General features: G+C 62.9%; 11 protein-coding genes. 7 read left to right on the top strand and 4 right to left on the bottom strand.

Going from position 1 to position 17,244, the window contains the following annotated elements:
- Window positions 1–76 precede the first annotated feature (76 nt).
- From yidC to rpmH, 4 genes are read right to left on the bottom strand one after another with little or no spacing between them, the layout of a single operon-like run.
- On the bottom strand, window positions 77–1,714 hold the full coding sequence (gene yidC / locus A3Q7_RS0114210; protein ID WP_026224848.1) for a membrane protein insertase YidC: 1,638 nt from the start codon (window positions 1,712–1,714) through the stop codon (window positions 77–79).
- Window positions 1,715–1,763: 49 nt separating this feature from the next.
- Window positions 1,764–1,973 (bottom strand): membrane protein insertion efficiency factor YidD, encoded by a 210-nt coding sequence (yidD, locus tag A3Q7_RS0114205; protein WP_018412563.1) that lies wholly within the window; start codon window positions 1,971–1,973, stop codon window positions 1,764–1,766.
- Complete coding sequence (gene rnpA, locus A3Q7_RS20580) at window positions 1,970–2,347, bottom strand: ribonuclease P protein component (RefSeq protein WP_077231363.1); 378 nt, start codon at window positions 2,345–2,347, stop codon at window positions 1,970–1,972. Before rnpA ends, yidD begins: the two co-directional genes overlap by 4 nt.
- Before the next feature lie 59 nt (window positions 2,348–2,406).
- Window positions 2,407–2,541: a 50S ribosomal protein L34 gene (gene rpmH, locus A3Q7_RS20575; RefSeq protein ID WP_077231362.1), complete on the bottom strand. Its 135-nt coding sequence runs from the start codon at window positions 2,539–2,541 to the stop codon at window positions 2,407–2,409.
- A 380-nt stretch (window positions 2,542–2,921) separates the two neighbouring features.
- Between rpmH and dnaA the strand changes: the two genes are divergently transcribed.
- The 7 genes from dnaA (at window position 2,922) to A3Q7_RS0114165 (ending at window position 17,071) form a co-directional block, all read left to right on the top strand.
- Window positions 2,922–4,376 carry a chromosomal replication initiator protein DnaA gene (gene dnaA / locus A3Q7_RS0114195; protein ID WP_018412561.1) on the top strand — a complete coding sequence of 485 codons (1,455 nt, stop codon included), beginning with the start codon at window positions 2,922–2,924 and terminating at the stop codon, window positions 4,374–4,376.
- Window positions 4,377–4,623: 247 nt separating this feature from the next.
- Window positions 4,624–5,724 carry a DNA polymerase III subunit beta gene (gene dnaN, locus A3Q7_RS0114190; RefSeq protein ID WP_018412560.1) on the top strand — a complete coding sequence of 367 codons (1,101 nt, stop codon included), beginning with the start codon at window positions 4,624–4,626 and terminating at the stop codon, window positions 5,722–5,724.
- A gap of 95 nt (window positions 5,725–5,819) precedes the next feature.
- Window positions 5,820–8,324: a DNA topoisomerase (ATP-hydrolyzing) subunit B gene (gyrB, locus tag A3Q7_RS0114185; RefSeq protein WP_018412559.1), complete on the top strand. Its 2,505-nt coding sequence runs from the start codon at window positions 5,820–5,822 to the stop codon at window positions 8,322–8,324.
- Between the two features lie 247 nt (window positions 8,325–8,571).
- Window positions 8,572–10,686 (top strand): type I restriction-modification system subunit M, encoded by a 2,115-nt coding sequence (locus tag A3Q7_RS0114180; protein ID WP_018412558.1) that lies wholly within the window; start codon window positions 8,572–8,574, stop codon window positions 10,684–10,686.
- Entirely contained in the window at window positions 10,687–11,973 is a 1,287-nt protein-coding gene (locus tag A3Q7_RS20335; RefSeq protein ID WP_018412557.1) for a restriction endonuclease subunit S, read from the top strand. It begins immediately after the preceding gene.
- A gap of 81 nt (window positions 11,974–12,054) precedes the next feature.
- On the top strand, window positions 12,055–13,593 hold the full coding sequence (locus A3Q7_RS0114170; protein ID WP_018410675.1) for a transposase: 1,539 nt from the start codon (window positions 12,055–12,057) through the stop codon (window positions 13,591–13,593).
- Between the two features lie 217 nt (window positions 13,594–13,810).
- Window positions 13,811–17,071, top strand: a complete 3,261-nt coding sequence (locus A3Q7_RS0114165; protein WP_018412556.1) for a type I restriction endonuclease subunit R — start codon at window positions 13,811–13,813, stop codon at window positions 17,069–17,071.
- Window positions 17,072–17,244 lie beyond the last annotated feature (173 nt).

The raw sequence follows: 17,244 nt of genomic DNA, 5'->3' as shown, positions 1-17,244 counted from the left end.
AGTCGTGACAAGGGCGTCGCCCTCGCAGGATCATGCCCGCGCGAACGACGCCCCGGATGGGTTCGAGAACGGGCGCTCAGCTCTTCTTCTCGCCCTCGATCATGCGCGTGATCTGCCACTGCTGTGCGATCGACAGGATGTTGTTCACCGTCCAGTACAGTACCAGACCGGCCGGGAAGAACAGGAACATGCCGGTGAACACCACAGGCAGCACCAGCATCACCTTGGCCTGGATCGGGTCCGGCGGGGTGGGATTCAGCTTGGTCTGCACGAACATGGTGACGCCCATGATGAGCGGCAGCACGAAGTACGGATCCTTTACCGACAGATCGGTAATCCAGCCTATCCACGGCGCATTGCGCATTTCCACGCTGCCCAGCAGCACCCAGTACAGCGCGATGAACACCGGAATCTGGATCAGGATGGGCAGGCAGCCACCGAGCGGATTGATTTTCTCGGTCTTGTACAGCTCCATCATTTCCTGCTGCATGCGCATGCGGTCGCTGCCGTAGCGCTCCTTGATCTGCTGCATGCGCGGCGTGACCAGACGCAGCTTGGCCATCGAGCGGTAGCTCGCGGCCGACAGCGGGAAGAACAGCGCCTTGATCAGCACCGTGAGCAGGATGATGGACCAGCCCCAGTTGCCCACCATTCCGTGCAGCTTTTCCAGCACCCAATGCATGGGCGAGGCGATGATGGTGAGCCAGCCATAATCCACGACCAGATCCAGCCCCTCGGCCATGGACTTGAGGTTGGACTGGATCTGCGGCCCGGCATACAGCGGCACGTCCAGCGTACCGGTGCTGCCCGGCGCCACCGTCGGCAGCGGCACCACCACGCCGGCCGAATACAGGTTGTCCGCGATCTTCTTGGCGAAGAATTCGCGCTCGACGCCCTGTTCAGGCACAAAGGCGCTGACGAAGTAATGCTGCACCAGCGCCACCCAGCCATCGCTGGACTTGGCCACGAACTTCGCCTTGCCCTTGTCGATATCGCTGAATTCAACCTTCTGGTACTTGCCGGCCTGGGTATAGAAAGCAGGACCGGTGAAGGTGCTCAGCATGCTGGTGCCGTTGGAAATCTTGTGGCCGTCGCGCAGGATCTGGAAGTAGGCATGCGCCTGCACCGGCTCGCCGGATGCATTCGCGATTTCGAAGCGCGTGTCGATGCGGTAGCTGCCGCGATGGAAGGTGAGCACCTTGGTCACGGTCACGCCTTCCGGGCCGGCCGCGGTCATGCGCAATTCGACCTTGTCCTGCCCTTCGGCCAGGCGCAGCTCGCCTTCCGGCAACTGATATACCGTCTTGTGATTCGGCAGGTCCTTGCCTATCAGGCCGCTCTGCGCGTGGTAGAGACTGTTCGCACTGTTGTCGAGCAGCACGAAATTGCCTTCCGCATCCGGACCCGCTTCATGTTTGAGCAGTTCGAGGCGGATGAGCGAACCACCCTCGGCCGACACATCGGCAGCGAACAGATCGGTCACCACCTTCACCGCCGTCTTCTGCGTCGCTGCAGCGGCCTGCGGAACATCCGACGGCGCCACCGGCGTGCTCACCGTAGGCACCGGCGCCTGCGAGCCGGCCGAAGGGGTGGCCGCTTCGCCCGCGGCGGGTGCCGCGGCGGGCGGCGGGCTGGTGAATCGCTGCCAGCCATCCCACAGCATGAACAGCGAAAACAGGAAAACCATCAACAGGGCTGAACGTCGGGTATCCATCGTCGGAATGATTCAATAGGAAGAGGGGAGAACGCGCATGCGGGAGGGCTCAGGGCACCGGATCGTAACCGCCGGGATGCCACGGATGGCAGCGCAGCACGCGTTTCAGCGACAACCATCCGCCGCGCACGCTGCCGTGCCGGGTGATGGCTTCCACTGCGTATTCGGAACAACTGGGCATGAAGCGGCAACTGCGCCCCAGCATCGGACTGATCGCATAGCGGTAGATGCGAAGCAGGGTGAGCAACAGATACTTCATTGCGCATTCTCCGGTGACCTGCGCAGGCGTGCGATCAGACCATCGATCTCGCCGCGCAGTGCCTTGCGGTCCATGACGTCCGGACGCGCATTGAGCCGCAGCACGATGTCCACCGGCTTCAGATGACCGCGCAGATGCCTGAATGACTCGCGCGCGAGCCGCTTCAGCAGATTGCGCGCGTGCGCCCGCTTCACGAAGCGCTTGGCGATCACCACACCAAGACGAGCGCCAGCGCAGCCCGACGGTCCGTGATGAATCACGAAATGCCGACTGCGCTGGGTACGCCTCAAAGCAAAAACGGATGAAAACTCATCCGTTTTTCTGAGCCGGTATTCCGGGCGGAAGGCATGGCGGCCTTCGACAGCCGCATCCATCCGCTTTTCAGGCCGTGCAGCGGGGCTCACCTGCAGACCGGCCGGACAACTTCGGGTCGTCAGACCGCCAGGCGGGCGCGGCCCTTGGAACGACGGGCGCGGATGACAGCGCGGCCACCGCGGGTACTCATGCGGACCAGGAAACCGTGGGTGCGGGCACGACGAATCTTCGACGGCTGATAAGTACGCTTCATGGCGTGCTCTCTGTATGTTGGCGAAAACGCGCGATTACAGCGTAGAAGCGTCGTTCTGTCAATCACTTCCGCCGGCTGCGCGAGTACCCAGCACCGGCGCGGAAAAATTTTTTCGCTGGCGCAGTACCGTGCTTTCGTCGCCATGGCGGCCGCACTCCGGCCTGCCATGCAGCTCTCCGCGCGCAACGGCCCTGTGGATAAGATGGCCCGAAGTCGCTAGAATTCACACCTCGACACAGCCATAAGAAAGCCGCTCCGGACCGGAGCTCGCATCGTCCTCAGCCCGCATGCGAAATCATCGGCTCATCCGCCCGGTCCCGGACGCATCCCGCAACGCTGTCCCACCCACACACCCAATCGACCCGGCGACCACGCAGACCATGATGCAAGAGTTTTGGGAAGTCTGCCTCAGCCGCTTCGAACAGGAACTTCCCGCTCAGCAGTTCCAGACCTGGATCAAGGGTCTGCGTATCGGACAATGCGAAGGCGATGACACGCTTGCGCTGGTTGCGCCAAACCGATTCGTGCTGCAGTGGGTCCGCGAACGTTACGTTTCGCGCATCGAAGCGCTGGGGCTGGAGTATTTCTCTCAGCCGCTGTCGGTCAGGCTGAGCCTGCCCGATCCGGCGGCCAAATCGGGGCCGGCCGCACACGCCGCTGAGGCCACGGCCGGCGCCGCCCGTACCGCGGACTCCGGTGATGCCGGCCGCGCCGCCAACGCGTCCAAGGCCGCCGCACTCAGCGCCAATCCGACCAGCAATACGCAGATCAGGCTGCCCGGCATCATCGTGCCTGCGCGCGACGGCGAACGCGACCGCTCGCGCCTGAATCCCGGCTTCACCTTCGACAATCTGGTGACCGGACGCGCCAACGAACTGGCGCGCGCCGCGGCGATCCAGGTCGCGCAGAACCCCGGCATGTCGTACAACCCCATATTCATCTATGGCGGTGTCGGCCTGGGCAAGACCCATCTGGTGCACGCGCTGGGCAACGAGGTGATGCGGCACAACCCGGACGCGGTCATCCGCTACGTGCATGCCGACGACTACTACGCCGACGTGGTGCGTGCCTACCAGCAGAAGAGCTTCGACGCCTTCAAGCGCTACTACCGCTCGCTGGACGTGCTGCTGATCGACGACATCCAGTTCTTCAACAACAAGACGCGCACGCAGGAAGAGTTCTTCTATGCCTTCAATGCGCTGACCGAGGCGAAGAAGCAGATCGTCATCACCTGTGACACCTATCCGAAGAACATCCAGGGCGTTGAAGAGCGCCTGACCACGCGCTTCGGCTGGGGCCTCACCGTGCAGATCGAACCGCCCGAGCTGGAAATGCGGGTGGCCATCCTGAAGAAGAAGGCCGAGATGGAGCGCGTGAAGGTGGGCGAGGACGTCGCCTTCCTGATCGCCAAGAACATCCGCAGCAATGTGCGCGAGCTCGAAGGTGCGCTGAAGAAGGTGATCGCCTACGCACACTTCCACACGACGCCCATATCGCTCGAGGTGGCGCGCGAGGCGCTGAAGGATCTGCTGGGTGCGCACAACCGGCAGATCACGCTGGAATTCATCCAGAAGACCGTGTCCGACTACTACAAGATCAAGGTGGCGGACATGTACTCGAAGAAGCGGACGCGGGCCATCGCCCGGCCGCGTCAGGTAGCGATGTTCCTGGCCAAGGAACTGACGCCGGAAAGCTATCCCGCGATCGGTGAATCCTTCGGCGGGCGTGACCACACGACCGTGCTGCACGCCTGTCGCACCATCGCCGACCTGAGACTGAAGGACGAAGTGCTGAATCACGACCTGCACGTGCTCATCCAGACCTTGCGCAAGTGAAGGCGGGGCTGTGCAGGACATGTTGACGCTGTATGGATAACCACGCCGGCAAACATGTATGAATGCTGTGGATAACTGCCCCTTTCTGCACGGGGGTCCGATTCACCCACATTTGTTCATGCGTTGACCGGTGGCTTATACAGACAACCATACATACCGCAGGTATCTGATAGTTTTACGGTTTCGGTTGTTTTCCACAGAAATCGGCTGACGTTTACGGTTTACAGAGGTTTATAAAATGCTCTTAATGAAGATCGAACGCGAACAGCTTCTGCGCCCCCTGCAGTCGGTGAGCGGCATCGTCGAGAAGCGCCACACGCTGCCCATCCTGTCCAACGTTCTGATCGAAACCGAAGGCGACGCCCTCACGCTGCTCGCGACCGACATCGAAATCCAGATCCGCACCCGGTCCACCGGCAGCATCAGCGCCGCCCAGCCCGCCGCGCTGACCGTGGCCGCGCGCAAGCTGCAGGACATCCTGCGCGCCCTGCCGGAAGGCCAGGAAGTGAGCCTCGATGCCGACGACCGCAAGCTCACGGTGCGCGCCGGCAAGAGCCGCTTCACGCTGCAGACGCTGCCGGCGCAGGACTACCCGCGCATGCAGCTCGCCGAGGGCAGCACGGTGAAGCTCAGCGTCACGCAGAAGAAGCTCAAGCGCCTGCTGTCGCTGGTGCAGTACTCGATGGCGCAGCAGGACATCCGCTACTACCTGAACGGCCTGCTGCTGTCGGTCGGCAACGAGGAACTGCGCCTGGTGGCCACCGACGGTCACCGCCTGGCCTTCGTGTCGGAAGCCATGCCGGGTGTGAGCGACAAGCTCGACGTCATCCTGCCGCGCAAGACCGTGCTCGAACTTTCGCGCCAGCTCGCCGAAACCGACGACCCGGTCGACATCGAACTGGGCAGCAACCAGGCGCGCCTGCGCTTCGGCTCGGTCGAACTCATCACCAAGCTGATCGACGGCAAGTTCCCCGACTACGAGCGCGTCATTCCGAAGGATCACCCGAAGGAACTGATGCTGCAGCGCGCCACCTTCCTGCCGTCGCTGCAACGTGCCGCCATCCTGACCAACGAAAAGTTCAAGGGCGTGCGCATCGTGCTGTCGGCCGGCACGCTCAAGCTCATTTCCAGCAACGCCGAACAGGAAGAAGCGGTGGAAGAGCTGGAGGTCGATTACAACGGCGAAGGCCTCGACATCGGCTTCAACGTGAGCTATCTGCTGGACGTGCTGAACAACGTGAGCGGCGACACGCTGAGCCTGAAGCTCAATGACGGCAACAGCAGCGCCCTCATCACGTTGCCCGGCACCGAAGATTTCAAGTACGTCGTGATGCCGATGCGCGTGTAAGCCGCGCGCACCCGCAGCCACCGCCCGGCCCTGTGCCGGGCGTTTCCGTTTTTTGATGGATCCCGCGCACCCCGTGCGCAGCACCGGAATACGCCATGTCTGACGAAGCACAGAGCCCGAATACGCCCAACCCTGCCCCGGCCGGCACGCCCAACGCCGATGCCTACGGCGAAGGCAGCATCCAGATCCTCGAAGGTCTGGAAGCCGTGCGCAAGCGGCCGGGCATGTACATCGGCGACACCTCGGATGGCACCGGTCTGCACCACCTGGTGTTCGAAGTCGTCGACAACTCGATCGACGAGGCGCTGGCCGGCCACTGCGACGACATCGTCATCACCATACACACCGACAACTCGATTTCGGTCACCGACAACGGTCGCGGCATCCCGACCGGCATCAAGTTCGACGACAAGCACGAGCCCAAGCGTTCGGCCGCCGAAATCGCGCTGACCGAACTGCACGCCGGCGGCAAGTTCAACCAGAACTCCTACAAGGTGTCCGGTGGTCTGCACGGCGTCGGAGTGAGCTGCGTGAATGCGCTGTCCAAGTGGCTGCGCCTCACCGTGCGTCGCGACGGCCAGAAGCACTTCATCGAATTCGAACGCGGCGTGCCGCTGGACCGCGTGGTCGAAGTGCAGAACGGCGTCGAGGTTTCGCCGCTGAAGGTGATCGGTCCCACCGAAAAGCGCGGTACTGAAGTGCACTTCCTCGCCGACGAAACGATTTTCGAGAACATCGAATTCCACTACGACATCCTGGCCAAGCGCCTGCGCGAGCTGTCCTTCCTGAACAACGGGGTAAAGATCAAGCTGATCGACCAGCGCAACGCGAAGGAAGAGGATTTCGCCTTCGCCGGCGGCGTGAAGGGCTTCGTCGACTACATCAACCGCAACAAGACGGTGCTGCATCCGAACGTGTTCTACAGCGCCGGCACCTCGGTGCTGAATGGCGTGCAGATCGACGTCGAAGTAGCGATGCAGTGGAACGACAGCTATGCCGAACAGGTGCTGTGCTTCACCAACAACATCCCGCAATCCGATGGCGGCACCCATCTCACCGGCCTGCGTGCCGCGATGACGCGCATCATCAACAAGTACATCGAAGAAAACGAAATCGCGAAGAAGGCCAAGGTCGACATCACCGGCGATGACATGCGCGAAGGCCTGGCCTGCGTGCTGTCGGTGAAGATGCCCGACCCGAAGTTCGCGTCGCAGACCAAGATGAAGCTGGTGTCGTCGGAAGCGCGCCCAGCGGTGGAAGAAGTGGTGGCGCAGAAGCTTGCCGACTTCCTGCTCGAGCGCCCGAACGACGCCAAGACCATCTGCGGCAAGATCGTGGAGGCCGCGCGCGCGCGCGACGCTGCCCGCAAGGCGCGCGACATGACGCGGCGCAAGGGCGTGCTCGATTCCTTCGGCCTGTCCGGCAAGCTCGCCGACTGCCAGGAGAAGGACCCGGCCAATGCCGAGCTCTACCTGGTCGAGGGTGATTCCGCAGGTGGCTCGGCCAAGCAGGGCCGCGACCGGAAGTTCCAGGCCATCCTGCCGCTCAAGGGCAAGATCCTGAACGTCGAAAAGGCGCGCTTCGACAAGCTCATTTCCAGCCAGGAAATCGTCACGCTCATCCAGACCCTGGGCACCGGCATCGGCAAGGACGAATACAAGCCGGAAAAGCTGCGCTACCACCGCATCATCATCATGACCGACGCCGACGTCGACGGCGCCCACATCCGCACCCTGCTGCTCACCTTCTTCTACCGCCAGATGCCCGAGCTGGTCGAGGGCGGCCACATCTACATCGCCCAGCCGCCGCTGTACAAGATCAAGCACGGCCGCACCGAGCTGTACGTGAAGGACGACCACGAGCTGAACCAGTACCTGCTCAAGCTCGCCTTCGACGACGCCAGCCTGCTGCCGCGCGAAGGCGGCGAACTGCTGGCCGGCAGCGCATTCGAGGAAATGGCGCGCGAATACCTCACCGCCGAAGCCATCGTCGACCGCCTGGCCGAATATGCCGACGGCGAACTGCTGCGCGCCCTGCTCGAACACAATATCGCGCTCGACCTCGCCGACGAAGTCGCCGCCCGCGCCAGCGTCCAGCGTCTGGCCGCCGTCATGCCCACCGGCGGCAAGCTCGATGCCGAATACAACGACAAGACCGAAGCCTGGCAACTGCGTGTCGAACGCATGCATCACGGCAACCGCAAGGTGGGCCATGTCGACGGCGAATTCCTGCTGTCCGGCGACTACCAGCGCATCCGCCACGCCGCCGAACTGGTGGCCGGCCTGATCGGCGAAGGCGCCACCGTCAAGCGCGGCGAGAAGTCGCAGGACGTGAAGTCATTCGGCGAAGCCGCCCACTGGTTGCTCAACGAAGTCGAACGCAACCTCGGCAAGCAGCGCTACAAAGGCCTGGGCGAAATGAACCCCGAACAGCTGTGGGAAACCACCATGGACCCCACCGTGCGCCGCCTGCTCAAGGTGCAGATCGAAGACGCCATCGCCGCCGACGAAATCTTCACCACCCTGATGGGCGACAACGTCGAACCGCGCAGGGACTTCATCGAGCGTAATGCGCTGAATGCGCGGAATATCGATGTTTGATCTTGACGGACACAGCCGTTACTGAGCCCTCAGCGAAGTTTCTGCGAAATCAATGTCATATATAGCGACGAAAGCTCCGCAAGGAGCTTTCGTTTTTTCAACTTACTGGAACGGTGGACGTCTGGTTTGAACAACAAGCGATAGAGCGCTTGGTGCGAGGCAGATAAGTATCATCTGTGGCCGAATTTGGCGTGTGCCGTGTTGGCCCGCCACCAAGCTTTTTCACACGACCGTCACCTAACTATCTGTGAATAGAGAACAACTCAAAAAGCTGGAGCGCGACCTGTGGGCCGCCGCTGACAAGCTCCGCGCCAACTCGGACCTCAAGGCCAGCGAGTACAGCACGCCTGTCCTTGGCCTGATATTTCTCAAGTTTGCCGACAACAAGTACCGACAGCACGAAGCTGCCATCCTCCAGGAATACGAAAAACTTAAAGGCACGCGGCGAGAACGGAGTCTCGAGGAAGTCGCGATCGAAAAGTGCGGCTTCTACCTGAACCCCCACGCGCGCTATGACTACTTGTTGAACCTGCCTGAACAGCAGAACATCGCTCAGGCCATACGCACGGCAATGGCCAGCATCGCGAATACAAAACCCGAGCTGCTGGGCGTACTGCCGCAGGAGGAGTACGACCGCTTCACCCGCAGCCCCAAGAACCAGCACATCCCCAAGGATCTGCTCAAGCTGTTCTCCGACATCCCGGTCGATGCCTCGGGCGATGTGTTCGGCCAGATCTACGAGTACTTCCTCGCCAACTTCGCACTCAGCGAGGGCCAGGGCGGCGGCGAGTTCTTCACGCCGCGCTCCGTCGTCAAGCTGATGACCGAGATCATCGAGCCCCATGGCGGCAAGGTGTTTGACCCCGCCTGCGGCTCGGGTGGCATGTTCGTGCAGTCGGCCGATTTCATCCACCAGCACCAGGCCGACAAGGCGGCCGACCTGGACGTGTTCGTCTGCGGCACCGAGAAGACGCTGGAGACGGTGAAGCTCGCCAAGATGAACCTCGCGGTGAACAACCTGCGCGGCGACATCAAGCAGGCCAACACCTACTACGAAGACCCCTTCAACGCCTTCGGCGCCTTCGACTACGTGATGGCCAACCCGCCGTTCAACGTGGACGACGTGACGCTGGACGCCGTGGAGAAAGACCGCCGCTTCAACACCTACGGCGTACCCCGCAACAAGACCAAGGCCAAGGGTGCGGCGGGCAAGGACGGCAAGGAAAAGGCCGTCGAGACCGTGCCCAACGGCAACTACCTCTGGATCAACCTGTTTGCCACGTCGCTCAAGCCCGGCGGCCGAGCCGCGCTGGTGATGGCCAACTCGGCCAGCGATGCCCGCCACTCCGAGGCCGACATCCGCCGCACGCTCATTGAGCAGAACCTCATCTACGGCATGCTCACGCTGCCGTCCAACCTGTTCTACACCGTCACGCTCCCGGCCACGCTGTGGTTCTTCGACAAGGGCAAGACCGATGACAAGGTGCTGTTCATCGACGCCCGCAACATCTTCACGCAGGTGGACCGCGCCCACCGCGAGCTGAGCGACGAGCAGATCCAGAACATCGCCCTCATCCCCCGCCTGCACAAGGGCCGCCGCCAGGAGTTCGTGGACCAGGTGGACCGCTACCTGCACCAAGGCATGGCGCAGCTCAAGGAAGCCGCCGAGCACCTGCCCGCCCTGAGCGAGAGGCTGTTGGCCGTGCTGGCCGAAGAGGCGGCCGATGCCCAAACCAGCCAGGCCGCGCGCGACGCCATTGCCGCGCTGCAGGCCCAGTGGGGCCAGCTCGCCGCGCTGGCGCAGGCGCAGGACCAGCACGAGCGCACCCGCGGCCAGAAGCACAGCGTGGACGAGCGCAACCAAGCCCAGCACCTGCTGCGCGCCCAGTTCACGCCCTTCTTCACCGGCCTGCACGCGGCCGTGAAGGCGCTGGACAAGGCCATCCGCGAGATGGACAAGCGCAAGGCCGAGGCCGCCAAGGCAGACGGCAAGCGCGCCACCGCCAACCGCCAGACCAAGGGCGTGAAGGCCGCGGTGCAGGCCCTGCACGACGAGCTGAAGGCCGCCGAGCTGTACTACCAGCATGTGAGCTGGCTGCAGGAGCGCTTCCCCCACGCTGCCTACGAAGACGTCACCGGCTTGTGCAAGCTGGCCAGCCGCGAGGAGATCGCGGAGCAGGATTGGTCGCTGAACCCGGGGCGGTATGTGGGCGTGGTGATTGAGGAGGATGGGAAAACGGAGGAAGAGTTCCTGGCGGACCTGCAGTCGTCCATGGATGAGTTGGACGAGCTTGACGGCGCAGCGCTGCGTTTGAAGGCTGTCATCGACGCCAACCTCAAGATCATCTGCGAGGTTGGCTAAGTGAACGGTTGGCGCGACATCAAGCTCAAAGAGGTGAGCGAGTACGTGACCGTGGGCTTCGTTGGCTCCATGGCCGATCAGTACATCGAAGCCGGTGTCCCATTCCTGCGGTCACTGAACATCCAGCCGTTCAGGCTCAACTACAACGACTTGAAGTACATCCCTGAGTCGTTCCACGATGCCATCAAGAAGTCGAAGTTGCGCCCTGGCGATGTGGCCATCGTTCGAACCGGGTATCCCGGCACAGCCTGCGTGATTCCGGCTGATCTGCCAGATGCCAACTGCAGTGACCTCGTCATCCTGCGCCCTGGCGCGGAGTTGAATCCGCACTACATCGCTGCCGTCTTCAATTCCTCGTTTGGGCAGAACCTGGTTGGCGGCAATCTGGTCGGTGCCGCGCAGCAGCACTTCAATGTGACGGTCGCGAAGGAGTTGAAGCTGCGACTGCCGCCTCGGGCCGAGCAAGACAAGATCGCAGCCGTCCTCGTTGGCCTGAACGACCTGATCGCCAACAACCAGTGCCGCATCGCCTTGCTGGAGTCCATGGCCGAGGAGATCTACCGCGAGTGGTTTGTGCGGATGCGGTTTCCTGGCTATGAAACGGCGGCACACGAGCGGGGAATGCCTTTGGGCTGGCAGGCATCAACGGCCGCCGCAATGGTGCAGGTTCAAGGTGGTGGCACGCCAAGCACCGAGGTCAGCCAATACTGGGGTGGTGAGATCCCCTTCTTCTCTCCGAAGGATTCGCACGACGGTGCGTATTGCCTGCAGACCGAGCAGAACATCACCGAACTGGGCTTGGAGAACTGCGCATCCAGGCTCTTCCCCAAGCACACGATCTTTATCACCGCACGGGGCACGGTTGGCAACCTGGTGTTGTCCGGTGAGCCGATGGCCATGAACCAGTCCTGCTACGCACTGGTCCCCAAGCTCGATAAGAAGCCGTACTTCGTGTTTGCCGGGCTGAGGTGCGCAGTCGATGTGATCAAAGGAGTCTCCAACTCTGGCGTCTTCGACAACGTGGTCATGGATACGTTCAAGATCATTCCGCTGGTCAACCCCGGCGACGGCCTTCGTGACAGGTACAACGAAGTAGCCGGGCCCATCTACGAGCAGTCGCTAATGCTGCGCCGAGCCAACGCCCGCCTCCGCGCTACCCGCGACGCCCTGCTCCCGCGCCTGATCTCCGGCAAACTCCGCGTCGACGCGTTAGACATCCAGTTCCCGCCCAGCATGCAGCCGCCGCCCGCAGAGGCCGCGCCGCGTGGTGAGGCGATAGCCCGTTGAGGCTGTAGAAAAACCCCTCCTTCCGCCCCACCGTTCACATGCCGTTGTTATGATTGCGCATCGCCTCTGCGGAGCCCTGCGATGCCGCGATTCAAGACCCCCGACTACGGCCTGAAGCTCATCCCGGTCGATTTCGCGCAACAGGTGCTGCCCGGCACCTTCGAGTTCGCGCTCTGCCACCTGGTCGACAACGACCTCGATCTTTCCGTCCTCCGTGCCCGCTACGCCAACGACGCCGGCGGTGCCCCGGCCTTCGATCCGGCGGTGCTGCTCAAGATCGTGCTGCTCGCCTACTCGCGCGGCGTGCTCAGTTCCCGCTCCATCGCCACCGCCTGCCGCCACAACGTGCTGTTCATGGCCGTCTCCGGCGACAGCGCCCCGCACTTCACCACGGTTGCGCACTTCATCAGCACGCTGGGTGACGAGGCCCAGGCGCTGTTCACCCAGGTGCTGCTGGTATGCGACCGCCAGGGCCTGATCGGCCGCGAGCTCTTTGCCATCGACGGCGTGAAGCTGCCGTCGAACGCATCGAAGGCCAAGAGCGGCACGCGTGCCGATTTCGAGCGCGAGGCGGCGAAGATGGACGCGGCCGTGCAGCGCATGATCGAGGAGCAGAAGGCGCGCGATGCCGCCGGTTGCGACGACGAGGCCGCCCGCGCACAGCGCACCCGCGAACGCTTGAGTCACGAAGCGGCAAAGATACGCGACTGGCTCGCGCTCAATCCGGACGAGCGGCGCGGCGCCAAGGGCGGGGTGCGCCTGAGTAACCGCACCGACAACGACTCGGCCAAGATGGCCACCGCCAAGGGCGTGATCCAGGGCTATACCGGCGTAGCGGCGGTCGATGCCGCGCACCAGATCGTGGTCGATGCGCAGGCGCACGGCACGGGCTCGGAACAGGAACTGCTGCTGCCGGTGATCGATGCCTGCGCACCACAGCGCCACACCGACACGGCGATCTGCGCCGACGCCGGCTATCACTCCGAGAAGAATCTCGCTGGACTGGATAGCCGAAACATTCCAGCCTGGATCTGTGACAACGGCTACCGGCAGCGCGACCCGAGGTACGCCGATCAGGCGAAGCACAGAGCCAAGCCCGATGCGCTGTGGGATAAGAGTGACAAGGCGAAGGCAGCGCGCAGCGCCAGCAAGAACAAGCGCTACGCCAATACCGACTTCACCGAAGCGGACGACCGCAGCCACTGCATCTGCCCGGCGGGCAAGCGGCTGTATCGCAACGGCGGCGACTGCACGATCAACGGCTACGCCGCCACGAAGTACACCGGCGCCGAGCGCGACTGCGTGCCGTGCGCGCTGCGCACCCGTTGCCTGCGCACGCCGGAGACGACGAAGGTGCGACAGGTCGCCTTCTTCCGCGGCAAGCGCGATGGCATCGAATCACACACCGAGCGGATGAAGCGGCGCATCGATTCAATTGAGGGCAAACGGATGATCGCCGCGCGCTTCGCCACCGTCGAACCCGTGTTCGGCAATCTGCGCCACAACAAGCGGCTCACCCGCTTCACGCTGCGCGGACGCAGCAAGGTCGATGGGCAATGGAAGCTGTACTGCCTGGTGCACAACATCGAAAAGCTCGGGCACCATGGCTACGCGAACTAGGTAAGCTGGCGGCCGACACCGACGCCATTCGAGTGCGCCGGGCAGCGGCCGAGGCAGACCTCAGGAGACGACGATGAAGCGAAGATCGCGAGACTGAAATGAGGAAGAACGACTTCGAACCGGCGAGGGCCGGAAGCAACTGCTTGCCCCGGAATGGGGTTTTTCTACAGCGTCGTTAGCAGGTCTTCTCCACAACCGGCAACACCAGGGAGGTGCCGTGGCCGCCGCGAAGAATTTCATCAGCGAGGACGACATCGAGCAGGCCCTGCTGCAGCGGCTGGAGCAGCAATGCGGCTTCGATGCGCTGAACTGCTTCACGGCCCAACCTGATGACCTGAACGACGGGTCCGGCCGCGCCGACAAGCGCGAGGTCATCCTGGCCGACCGTGTGCGCGCCGCGCTGGAGCGGCTGAACCCGCAGGCCCCGGCCCACGCGGTGGACCAGGCCCTGGCCCAACTGGTGCAGCCGCGCACGGCGATGAGCCTGGTGGCGGCCAACCGCGAGCTGGACGCACTGATCCGCGATGGCGTGCCCGTGACCTACAAGCCAGAGGCCGGGCCGCAGGCCGGGCAGACGGTGACCGAGCGGCTGAAGGTGATCGACTTCGACGCGCACGACCCGCGCACCGGCCGCAACCACTACCTGGCGGTGAGCCAGCTCTGGGTGCGCGGCGAGCATGGCTACCGCCGGCCCGACGTGCTGCTGTACGTGAACGGCCTGCCGCTGGTGTTCATCGAGCTGAAGAACAGCAACGTGAAGCTCCGCGCGGCCTTCGACGACAACCTCACCACCTACAAGGCCGAGATCCCGCAGTTGTTCGCCGCCAATGCGCTGTGCCTGCTGAGCAATGGCATCGAGACCCGGCTGGGCAGCATCACCGCGCAGTGGGAGCACTTCTTCACCTGGCTGCGGGTGAACGACGAGAAGGAAAAGCTGGACCGCCCGGCCATTGCCGCCCAGGGTCTGAGCGTCGAGCGGGTGGTGCTGGGCCTGCTGAAGCCCGAGCGGCTGCTGGACTACGTGGAGAACTTCTGCGTGTTCTACCGCGAGACGCAGAAGGTCATCGCACAGAACCACCAGTTCATTGGCGTGAACAACGCCTTCGAGCAGTTCAGGCGCCGACGCGAGCTGGGCGGCAAGCTGGGCGTGTTCTGGCACACCCAGGGCTCGGGCAAGAGCTTCTCGATGGTCTTCTACACGCGCAAGATCTTCCGCAAGCTCACCGGCAACTTCAGCTTCGTGGTGGTCACCGACCGGGACGACCTGGACGGGCAGATTTACCGCAACTTCCTGCATACCGGCGTGGTGGCGCCCAAGGACGATGTGCGGCCCAAGGGCAGCGCGCAACTGCGCGAGATGCTGGGCAAGAACAAGCGCGTGGTGTTCACGCTGATCCAGAAGTTCCGCTTCGAGAAGGGCAAGGACTACCCGCTGCTGTCCGACCGCGACGACATCGTCGTCATCGTGGACGAGGCGCACCGGACCCAGTACGCCGGCTTGGCCGAGAACATGCGCGCCGGCCTGCCGAACGCGAACTACCTGGCCTTCACCGGCACGCCGCTGCTGGGCCAGGAGCGCAAGACGAATGCCTGGTTCGGCGATTACGTGTCGGAATACAACTTCCAGCAGAGCGTGGAGGACGGTGCCACGGTGCCGCTGTTCTACGAAAAGCGCGTGCCGGAGGTGCTGATCCAGAACGACGACCTGAGCGAGGAATTCGCCGCGATCCTGGAAGACGAGAACCTGGATGGCGAGGCGCAGGAGAAGCTGGAGAAGCGATTCGCGCGGGAGATGGAGGTCGTCAAGCGCGAGGACCGGCTGGACACGATTGCGCGCGACATCGTCTACCACTTCCCCCGCCGTGGCTACCTGGGCAAGGGCATCGTCATCTCGGTGGACAAGTTCACCGCCGTGACGATGTTCGACAAGGTGCAGGCGCTGTGGAAGGCCGAGATCAAGGCGCTGAACGGCCGCATCGCCTCCACGACCAACGACGTGGAGCGCCAGCGGCTGAAGCAGCTCAAGGCGTGGATGGGCACGGTGCAGATGGCGGTCATCGTCAGCGAGGAGGCGGGCGAGGAGGAGAAGTTCGCCAAGAAGGGCCTCGACATCAAGCCGCACCGCCAGCGCATGAATGCGCTGGATGAGCACAGCCATGACATCGAGTTCAACTTCAAGGACCCGGAGCACCCGCTGCAACTGGTGTTCGTCTGCGCGATGTGGCTGACGGGCTTCGATGCGCCCACGGTGAGCACGCTCTACCTGGACAAGCCCATGCAGGGCCACACGCTGATGCAGACCATCGCGCGGGCCAACCGGGTGAGCGGCCACGAGATCCTGGGTGTGGCCAAGCGGCACGGCGAGATCGTGGACTACTACAACGTCTTCCGCCGCATGAAGAAGGCGCTGAAGGACTATGCCGCCGGCCCCGAGGATGACGAACTGCCGGTGCGGGACAAGAGCCATTTGTTCACGCTGCTGGATGAGGCCATCGAACAGGGCCTGGCCTACTGCCATGCCCAGGGCGTGCCGCTGCACGAGGCGCTGGAGCGCAGCGACGTGTTCACCAAGCTGGGCCAGTTCAACGGCTTTGCCGACACGCTGCTGGCCAGCGACGAGCAGCGCAAGTCCTTCAACGTCTACGAGAACACGATCTCGTCGCTCTACGAGGCCTGTAAGCCCGAGGTGCTGGGCCGCAAGCTGGCCCGCGTGGTGTCGGCCTTCCAATACCTGCGGGGGATAATCGACTGCGTCGTCGAAGGCACCGACATCGACGGCGCGGTGCGGCGCATCGAGGTGCTGCTGGACGCAAGTGTGGTGGTGGACAACACCGAGGCCTTCTCCGCGAAGGAGTTCGAGGCGCAGTACCAGATCGTGCAGCGCGGTAAGGCCTGGGACCTGAGCAAGGTCAACGTCGAGAAGCTGCGGGAGGAGTTCAAGCAGGCACCGTTCAAGAACATCCAGATCGCCGACCTGCAGGCCTTCCTGCAGCGCAAGCTGGCTGAGATGCTGGCGCAGAACAGCACGCGGGTAGACTTCCTGCAGCGGCTGCAGAACGTGATCGACGCCTACAACTCCGGCGCTACCTCGACAGAGAACTACTATGACGAACTTACGGCCTACGCGAGGGAGCTGCAGGATGAGGCCGAGCGGCACATCCGTGAAGGCCTGACCGAGGACGAACTGGAACTGTTCGACCTGCTCAATAAGGCGTCACTGACGCAGGACGAGACCCAGCGCGTGAAGCTTGCGGCCAAGCGATTGTTGAAGCGTCTGATTGACGAGCATCCCAAACTGCTGGTTCAGGATTGGTTCAAGGATCGTCAGTCCATGCAACAGGTACGGTCGGAAATCGAGCGAGTGCTGGATGAAGCCCTTCCAGAAAGTTATGACCGGACGACGTTCAAGCAGAAGTGCGACAACATCTTCGATCTCGCGGTTGATCATGCTGCGCATCATCGACGGTGGGCTGCCTGAGACGTTGATCCATGAATGCGGGGGCTGGTCGATTTCGTACGTCGAATCGGCTCGCTAGCTGAAATAGACCCTCTCCGTATTTGCAGCCATTGCGACCGATGCACATGTATAGAAAACAGCGATTTCTATACAGATCACTCGCAATATGTCTAAAAAGTATCTATTTTTAGACA

This window comes from Methyloversatilis thermotolerans (genome assembly GCF_000372885.1).
Lineage (GTDB): Bacteria > Pseudomonadota > Gammaproteobacteria > Burkholderiales > Rhodocyclaceae > Methyloversatilis > Methyloversatilis thermotolerans.
The sequence above is the reverse complement of the archived record's forward strand: the minus strand, read 5'-3'. Positions and strand labels throughout refer to the sequence as shown.